The following is a 14,790-nucleotide window of genomic DNA, read 5'->3' on the forward strand; positions in this document are numbered from 1 at the left end:
CAGCCCCGCCGCTTTGCCCCCCCCCCCCGGCGCTTAGCCGACCGGATCCACGGCCCCATTGCCCCCCCAGGTGGGGGACACCCCCCCCGGGGGGGGGACGTGGGCGTCCGCCCGGCCGGCCGGGGCTGTTGCCGCGGTGCTGTTCTCCATGGTGCGCAGGATCCCCCGGAGCCCGTCCGGGCGTCGTCGTACGCCGGAAGGCGGTGCCGGTACGCCCGGTGGAGTAGCGGCGGCCCCGGGCCACGTACCGGCTCACCGGGCGGCGTCGTCCTCCTGCCACTGGGCGTACGGGACGCGGGAGATCTCCCGTACGCCTCCGAAGGTGCCCCACTCATCCTTGCCGAGCCGGGTCAGCGGGCGCAGCCGGGTGACTTCCGGATGTCCGTCCTTCATGACGTCCTCGTCGACGGCGGCGTGCACCACCCTGCCGAGGACGACGGTGGAGTCGCCGAGCAGGACCGTGCTGTGCAGCTCGCATTCGAGGGCGACCGGCGATCCCGCAACCCGCGGCGGCTTCACCTTCAGGCTGGGCTCGGGCTCCACGCCGACGGCCTCGAACTCGCTGACGCCTCGGGGGAAGTCGGTCGCGGTCGCGTTGATCTGCTCGAAGAGGTGCTCCGGGGCGAAGTTGACCACGAAGGATCCGGTCTCCTCGATGTTGCGCAGCGAGTCCTTGCGTCCGACGGAGGTGAACTGGACGACGGGCGGGCTCACACAGGCGACCGTGAAGAAGGAGTGCGGTGCGAGATTGGCCGTCATGCCGTCCGGGGTGACGGTGGAGACCCAGGCGATGGGCCGGGGAACGACCACGGCGGTGAGCAGCCGGTAGAACGTGCCCCGGTCCATGTCCTGGGGATCGAAATCGATGCGCATGCCGATGATTGTCCCGCCCGGGGTTACGGGACCGCCTTCAGGGCCTGTCCGACCCTGGTCCGCCGGACAGGCCCTAGACCTCCGTCTCGCCCGGCCCCTCCGGCCCCTCCGTGCCGAACTGCTCGGCCCGCAGGGCGAGGTCCTGCAGCACGTCGGCGGACGTCACGTCCGTCTGGCCCGAGTCGTGCACCTGCGCCAGCATGGCGAACGCCAGGGTGAACGCTCCGACCAACTGCTCCACGGCACCTCCGACCTCCCGGCCGACCAGGCCCACCACGTCCTCGATCGTGGCGTCGTCGGGGATCGCGATCCGCGGCATCGTCTCGTTCAGAAGGGCGGTCACCACGGTCGAGTCGTTGCTCGGGTCGCCGCGGTCCGGGTCCTCCTCCAAGAGCCTGCGCATCTCGCCCGCCTCGGTGAGGATGCCGATCACACGCTTCACGACTTCGCTCTGCTCCATCCCGCGAGCATAGGTGCAGGCGCGGCAGCCGACGAGGACAACAGCGGTCCGCGGTCACCCGTGCCGGACACGACGGCGCGCCGGGGACGCCGACGCCCGCCTCTGCAACGGGCGCCGCGGCCGGTCCCGGACCCCGGAGGCGCACGGCACTTGGCGCCCGGGGCCCGTGGGCACAGACTGACCCGATGACGCAGCGTGTGGATCTCTCGACCGTGATGGACCGGATCTCCATCGATGCAGTGATCACCGGCTACGCGGTGGCCGTGGACGACGGCGAATGGACGGACTACCAAGCACTCTTCACCTCGGACGGCCGTGCGGACTACCGCACCGCAGGCGGTATCGAAGGGCCCGCCGCCGAGGTCGCGCAATGGCTCTCGCAGACGATGCTGCTTTTCCCCGTCCGTCAGCATCTGATCGTCAACCGCCGCATCGATCTGCAGGATCTCGGCGGCTACCCGGGCGACGGCGCCCGGGTACAGGCCGACTACATGAACCCGATGCGGCTCGGGAACGACGCCGAGGCCGCCGGGAAGGGCGAAGGGGAGGCCCGGCCGACCGCACCGAACTTCGTCTCCGGCGGGCGTTACACCTTCGAGCTGCTCCGCACCGACAGCGGCTGGCGGATCCGGGGCGTGACCGTCCAGGAGAAGTGGCGGAGCCTGTCGGGCACCCTCGCCGCCGACTGATCCACCCCGGTCCGCTTCCGCTGCCCCACACTGGGGGAGAACAGGGAGACGGGTCTCCGAGGGACCCAGTGATTCGGGCAGCACGAGGAGGCGCGCCATGCGGACCGGGGCCGGGCAGCGGTGCGAACGGATACTCGGCTCCCCCCTGTGGCGTGGCGTCGCGGCGCTCCTCGCCGGCGCACTGCCGGCGCTCGCGTTCCCTGCTCCTTCCTTGTGGTGGTTCGCCTACGTCGCCCTGGTGCCCCTGCTGCTGCTGATCCGCTCCGCCGGTACGGGCCGCCGGGCGGCGCTGGACGGCTGGCTCGGCGGTACCGGTTACATGCTGGCCGTGCACCACTGGCTGATGCCGAGTCTCCATGTGTTCATCGTGGTGCTGGCGGCCCTGCTGGGGCTGCTCTGGGCCCCGTGGGGGGTGCTGGTCTCCCGGCTGCTGGGCGGGACGCTGTCCGGCGCCGCGGTGGCGGCGGCGGTGATCGTGATCCCGTGCGGCTGGCTGATGATCGAATTCGCCCGCTCCTGGGAGGCGCTCGGCGGGCCCTGGGGGCTGCTCGGTGCGAGCCAGTGGCAGGTGACGCCCGCGCTGCGGCTGGCCTCGGTGGGCGGGGTCTGGCTGGTGAGCCTGCTGGTCGTGGCGGTGAACACGGCGCTCACCGTGCTGCTGGTGGCATCGGCTGCCCGCACCGCGGCCGTCGTCTCGCTCCTGGTGGGCGCCGTGGCCGTGGGCACGGTGTGGATGTGGGCGCCGCAGCCGGAGCGGTCGGGGGTGGCCAGGGTCGCCGTCGTGCAGCCCGGTGTCATCGAGGGGTCCGGCAGTGTGCAGCGCCGCCTGGCACGGAGTGAGGAGCTCACGCGCTCGCTGGCCGGGCGGGATCTCGACCTGGTCGTGTGGGGCGAGAGCAGCGTCGGGGTGGATCCGGTACGCAGGCCCGATGTCGCCGCCCGGATCGCGGCGCTGTCGCGCCTGGTGGGCGCGGATGTGCTGGTGAACGTGGACGCCCGGCAGACCGACGCGTCGGGCCGGACCGGCATCTTCAAGAGCGCCGTGCTGGTGGGCCCGCAGGGACTGACCGGGGACCGTTACGACAAGATGCGACTGGTGCCCTTCGGCGAGTACGTCCCGGCCCGTTCGGCGCTCGGCTGGGCCACCTCGATGGGCCGGGCGGCGGGCGAGGACCGGCTGCGCGGCACACGCCAGGTGACGATGGCGCTGCCCGGCCCGAACGCACTGCACATCGGCCCGCTGGTCTGCTTCGAGTCCGCGTTCCCCGACATGAGCCGGCGGCTGACCCGGGAGGGTGCCCAGCTGCTGGTCGCCCAGTCCTCCACCTCGTCCTTCCAGCACGGCTGGGCGCCCGCCCAGCACGCCTCGCTCGGAGCCCTGCGGGCCGCCGAGAACGGCCGGCCGATGGTGCACGCCACGCTCACGGGTGTCAGCGCGGTGTACGGCCCGCAGGGCGAGCGGGTCGGCCCTCCCGTCGGTACGGACACGAGCGCGGCGGCCGTCTTCGGCGTGCCCATGTCCAGCGGCACCACGCTGTATGTGCGGCTGGGTGACTGGCCGTTGTACGGCGCCCTGGCTGTCCTGGCGGCCTTCTGCGCCTTCGAGGGGGTGCGGTCCGTGCGCCGGCCCGGGGCCGCTGTTCCGGTGGGTGCGACCGCCGTGGACGTTCCGGACGACGGGGCGGCGGCTGTGGGGCCCGCCCGCACGTCGGCGGAGTCCCCGACGGGTTCCGCGCAGTGACTCATGGGTGGTGCGGGGTCAGAACCCGCTCCCGCCCGGACCGTTCACGGAGACGATGTCGCCCATGGCGTCGACGGTGAGCACGATCCGTTCGACCTTGTTGGTCACGCCGAGCACCAGCCACACCACGCCCCAGAGGAAGCAGCTGAACACCGTCAGGACGACGTGCAGCACATGGTTCAGGGGACGGCCCCTGACCATGACGACCTGGGTCTCGGAGCGGGACTCCACCCGCCAGCCGCTCGCGATCCGCTGGCTGACCGCCCAGTCGAGGATCAGGGCTCTCTGCATCGCGTCGGGCGGACGTCCGTCCGCCGAGTAGTAGCCGGGCGGCGGCTGGAGCGCGCTCCAGTTCTCCGGCTCGTGGTGGTGTTTCACCAGGTCACCTCCACGGGCCGGCCGTCCATCTCCTCAGCCTGCACCGGGGCCGCCGGGCGCGCATCCGGAGGAACGGCGGGCCCGGCCAGGACCTTGCGGACGCTCCTACGCGCAGTCCAGGTCGCGCAGGATGCGCTCGCACAGCTCGTGCGTCGCCAGGGCGTCCCGGGCACTCAGCAGTTTTCCGGCCCGCACGGCGTCCAGGAACGACAGCACGCTCTGCTCGATGCCGCGCTGGCGGGCCACCGGCACCCAGTCGCCACGGCGCCTGAGGCTCGGCTGGCCCTTGTGGTCGATCACCTCGGCGAGGTTGACGACTTCGCGCTTGGAGTCCTGGCCCGAGACCTCCAGGCGTTCCTCGGTCGAGCCGCTGAGCCGGTTCATCGCCCCGATGGCGGTGAAGCCGTCCCCGGACAGCTGGAGCACGACGTGGTGCATCAGGCCGTCGCGGATCCTGGCCCGTACGACGGTGTGCTCGACCGGCCCGGGGACCAGGAAGCGCAGGGTGTCGACCACGTGGATGAAGTCGTCGAGGACCATGGTCCTCGGCTCCTCCGGCAGCCCGACCCGGTTCTTCTGCATCAGGATCAGCTCGCGCGGGTGCTCGACGCACTGGGCGTAGCCGGGCGCCACCCGGCGGTTGAAGCCGACGGCGAGGCTGACACCGCGTGCCTCTGCCTGCTCCACCAGCCGCTCGGACTCCGCGAGGCCGTACGCGAGCGGCTTGTCGACGTACGTGGGGACGCCCGCCTCGATCAGCCGGCCGGCGATCTCCGGGTGCACGGCGGTCGGGGCGTGCACGAAGGCGGCGTCCAGCCCCTGGGCGAGCAGCGAGTCGAGGTCGGTGTGGCACTGTCCGGACGGGATCCGGTGGGCCGCTGCGACCGCTTCCAGGGTGGCGGGGGTGCGGGTCTGCAGATGCAGTTCGACCCCCGGTAGGGTGGTGAGTACCGGCAGATACGCCTTCTGCGCGATGTCGCCGAGCCCGATGCAGCCGACCTTCACAGGGTCTTCCTCTCGCTGGTCAGCGCCGTACGTCGCGGTCCTCGTCCGTGTGGGTCCGCTGCGGTGCCGCCGGCGCGTCCGTCGTCCGGGCAGCATACGTCTGCTGCGGGGGCTGCCAGTCGGCGATCCCGTCGAAGGTGCGCAGCACGAGACCGGGCCCGAGCCGGGCGACCGTCGACATCATGAAGTCGCGCACCGCGACGGACGCGGGCCCGGAGAGCCGCATGAGGCGGGAGACCTGTTCCGCCTTGCGGACGATGGCGCGGGTGCGCGGCAGCCGGTCGGCGGTGTACGCGGCCAGGCCCGCTCCCAGGTCGCCGTCCGGTGCCATGTGGTGGGCGAGCACGATCCCGTCCTCGATGGCCTGGTTGCCGCCCTGGCCCAGGGTGGGCGCCATCGCATGGGCCGCGTCTCCCAGGAGCGCCGTGCGGCCTCGGTGGAAGGCGGGCAGCGGCTCGGTCATCTGGTGGACGTCGTTGCGCAGGACGCCCCCGGGTTCCGCAGCGGAGATGATCCCGGGGATCGGCCGGTGCCAGTCGCCGAACCGGCGCCGCAGTTCCGCCCGTTCGTCGTCGGCTGCCCGCTCTCCCGCCGGAGCGACGGCCGCCCCGTACGCGTAGATCCGGCCGTCCTTCAGCGGCTGGCTGCCCCAGAGGGCACCACGGCCCCAGGTCTCGTGCGGGGCGAAGGGTTCGCCGGCCGCGGGGACGATGACGCGCCAGGTGGTGAAGCCCGCGTACGCAGGGCCGGGGTGGTCCGGGAAGAGCGTGCGCCGTACGGCCGAGTGGATACCGTCGGCGCCGATCACAAGCTCGGCCTCGATGTTCCCGTCCGGCGTTCCGATCACCGCGGGCCTGCCGCCCGCGACTCCCGGGTCCACCAGGGTGGCCGGGCAGCCGGTGCGGATGGCCGACCCGGGGAGTCCGTCGGCGATGCGGTCGATCAGGGTGGCCCGATGCAGCAGGACGAGCGGGCCGCCGAAGCGCTCGGCCGCGGCGGCGCTGTCGGTGCGGGAGAGCCAGCGGCCGTCCGGTGAACGCATACCGCCCTCACCCTGCCAGGCGGCCAGGGACCTGATCTCGTCACCGATCCCGATGACGTCCAGGGCGCGCTGCGCGTTGGGAGCGAGGCTGATTCCGGCGCCGATCGGCTCCAGCGAACCGGCCCGTTCCAGCACGGTGACCTGCCAGCCCGACCTGTGCAGGGCGACCGCCGCCGTGAGACCACCGATTCCGCTGCCGATGACGACCGCGCGGGGTGTGTCCATGACTCCTCCTCGATCCCGAATCCCAGGAACTACATCTGTAGTAGCAGGGTCAAACGTACTACACCTGTAGTTCCGACGGTAGGTTGTTCCCATGGCCACACGCACCACCGGCTCCGCCCGGGCCGATCTGATCACCGATGCCGCACTCGACCTGCTGGCCGAGCGCGGCATGCGAGGGCTGACCCACCGGGCAGTGGACGAACGGGCCGGACTCCCGCAGGGGTCGACGTCCAACTACGCCCGCACCCGACAGTCCCTGCTGGAGGCGACGGTGCGGCGCCTGGCGGAGCGCGAGGCAAAGGTCCTCGCACCGGGCGAACTCCCGGCGCCGGGCCCGGACACCGGCGCGGGCACTCCGGAGTCCGCCCCGGGCCCGCCACCGGACCTGTCCACACCTCACGGCCAGGACGCCCTGATCGCCGGTCTCGCACTGGCCCTGCACCGCTATCTGACCCGCCACCCCGAACTGCTCGTCTGCCGTTACGAACTCGCTCTGGAGGCCACGCGCCGTCCCGAGCTGCGGGCGTTCTTCGACGCGACGGGCCGGCAGTTCCGCGAACCCCTGGTCGCGCTCATGACGGCGTCCGGTTCGCCCGAGCCGGAACGGCACACGCTGTCCCTGGTGGCCTGGTGCGAAGGGCTGATGTTCTCGTGTGCGGCCGGTTCCTACAGCCGGTCCGTGCCGTCCGAGGCGGAGCTGCGCACCGGCTTCGGCGAGCTGTTGCGCGGGATGCTCGGGCGCTGACACGGGATGCCGTGGGGCTCCGGGGCAGGGGGCGCCACGCTGACCGGGTCACTCGTGCGGGGCAATCCGGGGTTTCCGGGCCACTCGATGACCGGTCCGCCCAGCAGAGTTGATCAGGTGCATCGAACCAGAACCATCGTGAGAGTCCTGGCCGGCGTGGCGGTCGCAGCTCTGTCCGGGTGCGTGTCCGTCCAGCCGCACCCGGGCACCGCGCCCAGTCCGGCGGCCAGCCGTCCGGCGGCCGGGGACCTGTCTCCGCAGATCGGCCGGCCCCCGGTCCGCGACACCCTGGAAGCCCTGCCGGACCCGAAGGCCTCCCCCTCGGCCACCACCGGCCGGACAGCCGCCGGCCGGGCACCGGCCGCCCCTCCGGCCACTCCGCACACCGGACCCCGCGCCCCGGCGCCCCGCGACAACCTCGGTCCGGCGCGCCCGCTGCCGCACAGGGCGCCGCCCTTCACCCCCGCCGCCCCCGTGCCGCCGCTTCCTGCGCCGGCCGGCGGGAAGGATGTCTGCGCGCTCGGACGGGGGTACGGGCACTGGCCCGCGGGAAGCCCGCAGTCGCGGATCTGTGATCACACCTACGGCCACTGACCGCACCGGCCGGCGGGGGCGGGGGCAGCCCGCCGGCGCGGGCCGCCCCCGCCCCCTCAGAACTCCCGCAGCCGCCGCTCCAGCCGCCCGATGGCTGCCCGGACCCCGTCCCCGTAGCCGTCGTCGGCCCCGCCGTCCGCGAGGACGCCGGAGGCGTCCCTGGCCCGATCCAGATGGATCCTGGCCGCCGCCGGACGCTGGAGCTTCATGTAGTCCGCCGCGAGGCTGAGGTGGAGCGACGGGTAGAACGCCCGTACCGCGAGCGCGTCCCGGTGCTCCGCCACCCGCTCCTCGGTCAGTGCCCGGGCGGCGGTCAGCGCCCGCAGGTCCCAGGCCAGCTCGTCACCGGGATCATCCTGGGTGTCCGCCATGTAGTGCGCGAGGGTGCACCGGTGCAGGGCGTCACCGTCCTCACCGATCTCCGCCCAGAGCAGGCCGAAGCGGTTGCGGGCCTCCTCCCGGTCGCCACCGTGCAACAGCATGATCGTCTGGCCGATTCTGGTCATGACGACGTCCGGCGACGCCTCCTGCTGCTCCGTCACTGCGGTCTCCCTCGCACCCGTCCACCTGCGCCCGACCGGATCCGATGCTTTCCAGACGGTTCCGGATGGTTCCGGCCGGTTCGACGCTAACCGCCGCGGCGCACAATCGCACTCAGGCTCCGGCGCGCCATCAGGCCAGGTCGGGGATGCGCCAGTCGATGGCCTGGTGCCCCTGCGCCGCGACGGCCTCGTTGATCGCGGTGAACGGGCGGGACCCGAAGAACTTCCTGGCCGAGAGGGGCGAGGGGTGCGCGCCCTTCACCACGACATGGCGCTCCTCGTCGATCAGCGGCAGCTTCTTCTGGGCGTAGTTGCCCCAGAGCACGAAGACCGCCGGGTCGGGACGGGAGGCGACTGCCCGGATGACCGCGTCCGTGACCTTCTCCCAGCCCTTGCCCTTGTGCGAGTTGGCCTCGCCCGCGCGCACGGTCAGGACGGCGTTGAGCAGCAGCACGCCCTGCTCGGCCCACGGCATCAGATAACCGTTGTCCGGGACCGGCAGGCCGAGCTCCTCCTTCATCTCCTTGTAGATGTTCCGCAGGGAGGGCGGGGTCTTCACGCCGGGCCGCACGGAGAAGCACAGCCCGTGCCCCTGGCCTTCGCCGTGGTACGGGTCCTGCCCCAGGACAAGGACCTTCACCCGGTCGTACGGGGTCGCGTCGAGCGCGGCGAAGACCTGCTCCCTCGGCGGGTAGACCGGCCCCGCGGCCCGTTCCTCCTCGACGAACTCGGTGAGCTCCTTGAAGTACGGCTTCTGCAGCTCTTCGCCGAGGACGCCCCGCCAGGACTCGGGCAGCAGGTCGGTGTCGGTCACTTCAACAACCTCCGGTAAGCAATTGGTTCTTGACCCCAGAACCTACCGGCGACCACTGACAACGGATCCGGGAGCCTGACGGCGAGGCCCCGGCCGGCGTCCGCTCGCCCGCCCGCTACCAGCTGGCCTTGCGGTACAGCTCCCACATCTGCATGACCGTCTGCGGGTCGAGCGCCCGCTCGCCACCGCCGATGTCCTCGCCCGCCGCCACATACAGCTTGGCCTGCCACAGCGGCAACAGCCGGACGTCGTCGACAAGGGCCTTCTGGGCCAGCTCGAACTGCTGGCTGACCGCGCCCCGGTCGCTCTCCTTGCGGGTCTGGGGCAGCACCTGCTTCGTGATCTCGTCCTTCACGTACGGCATGCCCGTGATGCTGTCCTTGCCCACGAAGGGGGCGATGAAGTTGTCCGGGTCCGGGAAGTCCGGGAACCAGCCCCGGCCGAAGACGGGGTACTCACCCTTGGTGAAGCCTTCCTGGAACGTGTTCCAGGGTCGGCTCTTCAGAGTGATCCTGAAGAGTCCGGAGGCCTCCAGCTGACGCTTGAGCTCGTCGAACTCGGGAGCCGTCGAGGATCCGTACCGGTCGGTGGTGAACCAGAAGGTCATCGCCACGGGACTGGTGATGCCGGCGTCGGTCAGGATCTTCCGGGCCTTCTTCGTGTCCGGGTCGCCGAAGGTGTCGAAGAAGCTGGTCGTGTGCCCCGCAATGCCCTTGGGCACCATCGAGTAAAGCGGCTCGGCGGTGCCCTGGTAGACCTTGGCCACCAGCGCGTCCCGGTCCACGAGCTGGGCGATCGCCCGCCGCACGGCCGGGTTCCCGGCGGCCTTGTCCTTCGGGTTGAAGACCAGGAAGCGAATGTCGGCGCCGACCGTCTCGACGAGCTGGAGGTCGCTGTTCTTGTCCTGGTTGTCCTCCAGGCTGACGACCTCCTCGGCGGACAGGCCCCGGTAGGTGGCGTCGATGTCGTTCTTCTTGAGCGCCGTCACCATGGCGCCGGACTCTTTGTAGTACCGGATGGTCACGGCGTCGTTCTTGCGGTCGGCGAACCCCTTGTAGTCGGGGTTCTTCACCAGCTCGGAGCGGTCGCCCGGCTTGTAGGAATCCAGCAGGTACGGGCCGGACCCGGTGACCTTGCCGTCGTCGCGGATCTTGTGTTCCGAGTAGTCGCTGGGCGCCACCAGTGACATGGCGGGCGTGGCGAGCACGAACGGGAACGTCGCGTCCGGCTTGGTCAGATGGAAGATGACCTCGCGGTCGCCCTTCGTCTCCACCCGGTCGAGCGAGCCGAGCATGCCGGTGGGACCGCCCTTGACCCCGATCGTCCTGATCCGGTCCATGGAGTACTTCACGGCCTCGGCGTCGAGCTTGTCGCCGTTGGAGAACTTCAGGCCCTCGCGGAGCGTGCAGCGGTAGGCGGTACTGGTCGTGTCGGTGAACTTGCAGTGGTCCGCCGCGTCGGGCTCGGGGCTCGTGCTTCCGGTGGGGAAGCTGACCAGGGTCTGGAACACATTGCGCATCAGTTCCCAGGAGCCGTCCCAGGCCGCCGCCGGGTCAAGGGTGGAGGGTTCGCTGGTGGTCCCTACAGCTAGCTTCTGCTCCACATCCGATCCGCTGTCGGACAACAGACCGCAGCCGGCCAGCAGAGACAGGGAAGCAAGGGCTGCAGCAGCCTGCAGACCGGCCCGGTAGAACACGTGCACGCTCCTCGATCAGCCATGGGTCGGCAGACCATACCGCAGCGCCCCGTCGGGTCAATCCTTAGGCCCGACGGGGCACTTGAGTCAATCAGGGCCAAACCCGCTCAGGCCGATCTCAGCCCACGCCCGCATTCAGGAAAATCCCGCCGTCGACCACCAGGGTCTGTCCGGTGACCCAGTCGGACTGGTTCGAGGTGAGGAAGGCGGCAGCACCGCCGATGTCCTCGGGGACTCCGAGCCGGCCGAGCGGGTAGGACGCAGCCGCCTCCGCCTCACGGCCCTCGTACAGCGCCTGCGCGAACCTGGTCTTCACGACCGCGGGAGCGATCGCGTTGACCCGTACGACCGGCGCGAACTCGTGCGCCAGCTGGAGGGTCAGGTTGATCATGGCGGCCTTGCTCATACCGTACGCGCCGATGAACGGCGAGGCGGAGACGCCCGCGACGGAGGCGATGTTGACGATCGCCCCGCCGTTCTCCTTCTGCCAGGCCTTCCAGGTCTGCTGCGCGAAACCGAGCGCCGAGACCACGTTCGTCTCGAAGACCTTGCGGGCGACGTTGAGGTCGAGCTCGGCGATCGGGCCGAAGACCGGGTTCGTACCGGCGTTGTTGACCAGGAAGTCGACCCGGCCGAACGCCTCCATGGTCCGCTCGACGGCCACCGCCTGGTGCGCCTCGTCGTGCGCCTTGCCCGCCACGCCGATGACCCGGTCGGAGCCGAGGGCCTCGACGGCCTCCTTCAGCGCTTCCTCGCCGCGTCCCGTGATGCACACCCGGTCACCGCGGGCGACGAGCGCCTCGGCGATGCCGTAGCCGATGCCCCGGCTCGCGCCGGTGATCAGCGCGACCTTGCCACTGTCCTGCACAGTCATGATGTCCGCAGCCCTTCGGGTCAGTTGAGCGGTCCGCCGGCGACGTACATGACCTGGCCGGAGACGAAGCCGGCGTCGTCGCCCGAGAAGAAGGCGATGGCGTTGGCGATGTCCTCGGGGAATCCGACGCGCTGCACCGGGATCTGGGTGGCCGCCGCGGCCTGGAACTCCTCGAAGCCCATTCCGACCCGGGCCGCGGTCTGCGCGGTCATCTCGGTGACGATGAAGCCGGGCGCGACGGCGTTGGCGGTGATGCCGAACTTGCCGAGCTCCTTGGCGAGGGTCTTGGTGAAGCCCTGCAGACCCGCCTTGACCGCGGCGTAGTTGGCCTGGCCGCGGTTGCCCAGCGCGGAGGAGGAGGAGAGCGAGACGATACGGCCGAACTTCGCGTCCACCATGTGCTTCTGGACGGCCTTCGCCATCAGGAACGCGCCCTTGAGGTGCACGTTCACCACGGTGTCCCAGTCGGACTCGCTCATCTTGAAGAGCAGGTTGTCACGGAGCACACCCGCGTTGTTGACGAGGATCGTCGGGGCGCCGAGCTCGGCGGCGACCCGCGCGACGGCGGCTTCCACCTGGGCGCTGTCCGACACGTCACAGCCGACGGCCAGGGCCCTGCCCCCGGCAGCGGTGATCTTCTCGACGGTGTCCTTGCAGGCCGCCTCGTCCAGGTCGAGTACGGCGACGGCGCGGCCCTCGGCCGCCAGGCGTACCGCGGTGGCGGCGCCGATGCCCCGTGCCGCTCCCGTCACGATGGCTACGCGCTGCTCGGTGGTGGACATGCTTGGTTCTCCCTCGCCCTTGGATCGCGGCTCAGCGGACGTTCAGGCACATTCCCTGCGAATGGTTCCCGATAACTGAGCAACCGCTTAGTACCTTCAGCAGTCGAGACGCTAGAAGGCCTGGCACCCGGTGTCAACGGCCCACGGACGCAGCGGCGCATGTCACACCCGGCGGCGCCGCCGCCGGAGGTACGGCGGCAGCGGCTCGGGGACGGCGATCAGCGCACCAGCAGGTCGAGCAGCCGCTCCACCTCGGCCGCCGGGTCGGTCGTGAGACCACTGTGCACCGGGCTCGGCTGGATGACGGTCGAGCGCGGGGCGATCAGCCAGCGGAAGCGCCGCCCGGCGTCGTCGCCCGCGGCCTGGCCGGCGTCGGGACCGCCGAGACAGATCCCTTCGACGGCGTGCAGCGCGGCCCGCACCCCGGTCACGTCCGCGGCCGGATCCAGCGCCTTGAGCTTTCCCTCGTCGAGGTCCGTGCGGGCGGCGACGAATCCCTTCGCGCGGCAGTAGACCACCACGCCGGCGTTGAAGAACTCGCCGCGCTGGACCCTCGGCACCACGCGCAGCAGGGCGTACTCGAAGACAACACGTTCAGTCACGGCCGGCCGCCCTCGTCGCTGTTCTCGGTGTGGTGGCGCGGGGCGAGGCGTTCGCTGAGCCAGCCCGGGGCCTGGGACGGCTTGTCCGCGGTGGGTGCGTCCAGGGTGATCCGCTCGTGGATGGTGGCCGCCCGCGGCAACAGCGCCTCCACATAGGCGCGCCGGAGCTGATCGGTCGAGTCGAAGCCGGGCTCGTCCACCAGCCATTCATCGGGGACGTCGGCCGCGACCTCGGTGAGCAGCTCCTCGGTGACCAGCGGGGCGAGTTCGGCGGCGGCCGCGGCGACATCGGGGGCGAACGGGGCCAGCGCGTGGTCCGAGGCGTTGTACGGCTTGGCCGCGGAGGCCTGGGCGCCCGGCCAGTTGTGGTGCCAGATCATCGTGGCGCCGTGGTCGATGAGCCAGAGGTCGCCGTGCCAGATCAGCATGTTCGGATTGCGCCAGGACCGGTCGACGTTGTTGATCAGCGCGTCGAACCAGACGACGCGTCCGGCCTCGCGCGGATCCACCTGGTAGGCGAGCGCGTCGAACCCGAGGGAACCGGGAAGGAAGTCCATCCCGAGGTTGAGGCCACCGCTGGCCTTGAGGAGCTCCTGCACCTCCTGGTCGGGCTCGGCGAGGCCGATGACCGGATCCAGCTGCATCTGCACGAGGTCGGGGACGCGCAGTCCGAGCCGACGGCCGAGCTGCCCGCAGATCACCTCCGCGACCAGCGTCTTGCGCCCCTGTCCGGCTCCGGTGAATTTCATGACGTACGTGCCCAGATCGTCGGCCTCGACGATGCCGGGGAGCGAGCCACCCTCACGCAAAGGCGTGACGTAGCGGGTCGCTACGACTTCTTCCAACACTTTCCCAGGCCACCCATCTCTTCAGCCTCACAATCCACGGACGACCTCTCCGAGGCGTAGAGGCAGGAATTACCGGTCAACGGCGCTGGGGAGAATCTGGGGAGTTTCGGCCGGCAAGTCGGTCTCCCCGCTCCCCAAGCAGACCGTCGATGGCGCCGCGCCCCTTGCTGCCGGCTTCCGGCATGAAGTGAGCATAGTAACCGCGGGTGATCGCCGGCGAGGAGTGTCCGAGCCACCGAGCCAGGGTCACAACGGACTCTCCGGCTTCCAACATGAACGAGACGTAGGTGTGCCGAAGCACGTGGAAACCGTCCTTCGGGGCCGCCGCCCACTGCCAGGCTTTCGCCCCCCTCTCGACACGTGGCGGGATGACGCCCGCCTTGGCCAAGTCGGGTTTCCAGGTGTGGGTGTTCCAAGTGTTCACCGCGACGGCGTTGCCGAAGCGGGTGGTGAGCGGCAGGGAGAACTTCTTCCTCTCCCCCTGCGGTTTCCCCCACGGCTGCTCCACCTCTACCGGCGGGAACCTTTGGATGTGACGCTTAGGTTCCTCGGCTACCGAGGGGGCAGATCCACCGTGCGGCTCTTCTTCCCTTTCGGCAGGGCGAAGTACAGCCTTCCGTGAATCGCCTGTACTTGGCGCCGGACGTGAAGCATGCCGCGCACATAGTCGACGTCGTCCGGACACAGCCCGAACACCTCGCCCTCGCGGAGCCCGCACCCCAGGCCAACCATGACAGCGATCCTGTTCCGCTCGTTGATGGCATCGCGGACCCGCAGTGCCCTAACTTGATCTTTAACGTCAGGGCCCGAACGGTTCGTCGTACTTGATCACTCGGATTGGTAACTGCGGTACACGCAGGCGGCCTTCGGCTGAGCATGT

17 protein-coding genes are annotated in these 14,790 nt (G+C 70.6%); 4 read left to right on the forward strand and 13 right to left on the reverse strand.

Annotation, left to right across the window (positions count from 1 at the left end; all coding sequences use genetic code 11):
* Positions 1-252 precede the first annotated feature (252 nt).
* Both ACFVW8_RS34470 and ACFVW8_RS34475 read right to left on the reverse strand, forming a co-directional pair.
* Positions 253-873 carry a flavin reductase family protein gene (locus ACFVW8_RS34470; protein ID WP_389697135.1) on the reverse strand — a complete coding sequence of 207 codons (621 nt, stop codon included), beginning with the start codon at positions 871-873 and terminating at the stop codon, positions 253-255.
* A gap of 73 nt (positions 874-946) precedes the next feature.
* The gene (locus ACFVW8_RS34475) at positions 947-1,333 is read right to left on the reverse strand and encodes a hypothetical protein (protein ID WP_389697137.1); all 387 of its coding nucleotides are present in this window, start codon (positions 1,331-1,333) and stop codon (positions 947-949) included.
* 185 nt (positions 1,334-1,518) lie between these two features.
* On the opposite strand from ACFVW8_RS34475, the gene ACFVW8_RS34480 reads away from it, so the two are divergent.
* Complete coding sequence (locus ACFVW8_RS34480) at positions 1,519-2,022, forward strand: nuclear transport factor 2 family protein (RefSeq protein WP_389697139.1); 504 nt, start codon at positions 1,519-1,521, stop codon at positions 2,020-2,022.
* A gap of 97 nt (positions 2,023-2,119) precedes the next feature.
* Entirely contained in the window at positions 2,120-3,763 is a 1,644-nt protein-coding gene (lnt, locus tag ACFVW8_RS34485) for an apolipoprotein N-acyltransferase (protein WP_389697141.1), read from the forward strand.
* Positions 3,764-3,781: 18 nt separating this feature from the next.
* Here lnt and ACFVW8_RS34490 read toward each other — a convergent pair whose 3' ends face one another.
* The 3 genes from ACFVW8_RS34490 to ACFVW8_RS34500 all read right to left on the reverse strand — a co-directional run bounded on the left by ACFVW8_RS34490 (position 3,782) and on the right by ACFVW8_RS34500 (position 6,413).
* Positions 3,782-4,141, reverse strand: coding sequence for a hypothetical protein (locus tag ACFVW8_RS34490; protein ID WP_389697143.1), 360 nt, complete (start codon positions 4,139-4,141; stop codon positions 3,782-3,784).
* Positions 4,142-4,246: 105 nt separating this feature from the next.
* Complete coding sequence (locus tag ACFVW8_RS34495) at positions 4,247-5,146, reverse strand: Gfo/Idh/MocA family protein (RefSeq protein ID WP_389697145.1); 900 nt, start codon at positions 5,144-5,146, stop codon at positions 4,247-4,249.
* A 19-nt stretch (positions 5,147-5,165) separates the two neighbouring features.
* A complete protein-coding gene (locus ACFVW8_RS34500) occupies positions 5,166-6,413 on the reverse strand; it encodes an FAD-dependent monooxygenase (protein WP_389697147.1) in 1,248 nt (415 codons plus the stop codon).
* Positions 6,414-6,504: 91 nt separating this feature from the next.
* Between ACFVW8_RS34500 and ACFVW8_RS34505 the strand changes: the two genes are divergently transcribed.
* Together ACFVW8_RS34505 and ACFVW8_RS34510 are read left to right on the forward strand one after the other, a co-directional pair.
* Positions 6,505-7,158 carry a TetR/AcrR family transcriptional regulator gene (locus ACFVW8_RS34505; protein WP_389697149.1) on the forward strand — a complete coding sequence of 218 codons (654 nt, stop codon included), beginning with the start codon at positions 6,505-6,507 and terminating at the stop codon, positions 7,156-7,158.
* Positions 7,159-7,275: 117 nt separating this feature from the next.
* Positions 7,276-7,752, forward strand: coding sequence for a hypothetical protein (locus ACFVW8_RS34510; RefSeq protein WP_389697151.1), 477 nt, complete (start codon positions 7,276-7,278; stop codon positions 7,750-7,752).
* Positions 7,753-7,808: 56 nt separating this feature from the next.
* On the opposite strand, the gene ACFVW8_RS34515 is transcribed toward ACFVW8_RS34510, so the two are convergent.
* The 8 genes from ACFVW8_RS34515 to ACFVW8_RS34550 all read right to left on the reverse strand — a co-directional run bounded on the left by ACFVW8_RS34515 (position 7,809) and on the right by ACFVW8_RS34550 (position 14,418).
* Positions 7,809-8,294, reverse strand: a complete 486-nt coding sequence (locus ACFVW8_RS34515) for a hypothetical protein (protein WP_389697153.1) — start codon at positions 8,292-8,294, stop codon at positions 7,809-7,811.
* Between the two features lie 130 nt (positions 8,295-8,424).
* Positions 8,425-9,108, reverse strand: coding sequence for a uracil-DNA glycosylase (locus ACFVW8_RS34520; RefSeq protein ID WP_389697155.1), 684 nt, complete (start codon positions 9,106-9,108; stop codon positions 8,425-8,427).
* A 115-nt stretch (positions 9,109-9,223) separates the two neighbouring features.
* On the reverse strand, positions 9,224-10,804 hold the full coding sequence (locus tag ACFVW8_RS34525; RefSeq protein ID WP_389697157.1) for an ABC transporter substrate-binding protein: 1,581 nt from the start codon (positions 10,802-10,804) through the stop codon (positions 9,224-9,226).
* A gap of 118 nt (positions 10,805-10,922) precedes the next feature.
* Positions 10,923-11,678 carry an SDR family oxidoreductase gene (locus ACFVW8_RS34530; RefSeq protein WP_389697159.1) on the reverse strand — a complete coding sequence of 252 codons (756 nt, stop codon included), beginning with the start codon at positions 11,676-11,678 and terminating at the stop codon, positions 10,923-10,925.
* A gap of 20 nt (positions 11,679-11,698) precedes the next feature.
* On the reverse strand, positions 11,699-12,460 hold the full coding sequence (gene fabG, locus ACFVW8_RS34535; RefSeq protein WP_389697161.1) for a 3-oxoacyl-ACP reductase FabG: 762 nt from the start codon (positions 12,458-12,460) through the stop codon (positions 11,699-11,701).
* Positions 12,461-12,678: 218 nt separating this feature from the next.
* Complete coding sequence (locus ACFVW8_RS34540) at positions 12,679-13,062, reverse strand: DUF3037 domain-containing protein (RefSeq protein ID WP_389697163.1); 384 nt, start codon at positions 13,060-13,062, stop codon at positions 12,679-12,681.
* The gene (locus ACFVW8_RS34545) at positions 13,059-13,910 is read right to left on the reverse strand and encodes a HipA family kinase (protein WP_389697165.1); all 852 of its coding nucleotides are present in this window, start codon (positions 13,908-13,910) and stop codon (positions 13,059-13,061) included. The genes ACFVW8_RS34540 and ACFVW8_RS34545 overlap by 4 nt, the downstream gene beginning before the upstream one ends.
* Before the next feature lie 76 nt (positions 13,911-13,986).
* Positions 13,987-14,418 carry a hypothetical protein gene (locus tag ACFVW8_RS34550; RefSeq protein ID WP_389697167.1) on the reverse strand — a complete coding sequence of 144 codons (432 nt, stop codon included), beginning with the start codon at positions 14,416-14,418 and terminating at the stop codon, positions 13,987-13,989.
* Positions 14,419-14,790 lie beyond the last annotated feature (372 nt).

It is taken from the genome of Streptomyces sp. NPDC058221 (assembly GCF_042882365.1).
Taxonomy (GTDB): domain Bacteria; phylum Actinomycetota; class Actinomycetes; order Streptomycetales; family Streptomycetaceae; genus Streptomyces.

Excerpts from the sequence above, each read along its gene's own strand:
- ACFVW8_RS34470 (WP_389697135.1), bottom strand. The coding sequence starts at position 873 with ATGCGCATCGATTTCGATCCCCAGGACATGGACCGGGGCACGTTCTAC.
- ACFVW8_RS34475 (WP_389697137.1), bottom strand. The coding sequence starts at position 1,333 with ATGGAGCAGAGCGAAGTCGTGAAGCGTGTGATCGGCATCCTCACCGAG.
- ACFVW8_RS34480 (WP_389697139.1), top strand. The coding sequence starts at position 1,519 with ATGACGCAGCGTGTGGATCTCTCGACCGTGATGGACCGGATCTCCATC.
- lnt (WP_389697141.1), top strand. The coding sequence starts at position 2,120 with ATGCGGACCGGGGCCGGGCAGCGGTGCGAACGGATACTCGGCTCCCCC.
- ACFVW8_RS34500 (WP_389697147.1), bottom strand. The coding sequence starts at position 6,413 with ATGGACACACCCCGCGCGGTCGTCATCGGCAGCGGAATCGGTGGTCTC.
- ACFVW8_RS34505 (WP_389697149.1), top strand. The coding sequence starts at position 6,505 with ATGGCCACACGCACCACCGGCTCCGCCCGGGCCGATCTGATCACCGAT.
- ACFVW8_RS34530 (WP_389697159.1), bottom strand. The coding sequence starts at position 11,678 with ATGACTGTGCAGGACAGTGGCAAGGTCGCGCTGATCACCGGCGCGAGC.
- fabG (WP_389697161.1), bottom strand. The coding sequence starts at position 12,460 with ATGTCCACCACCGAGCAGCGCGTAGCCATCGTGACGGGAGCGGCACGG.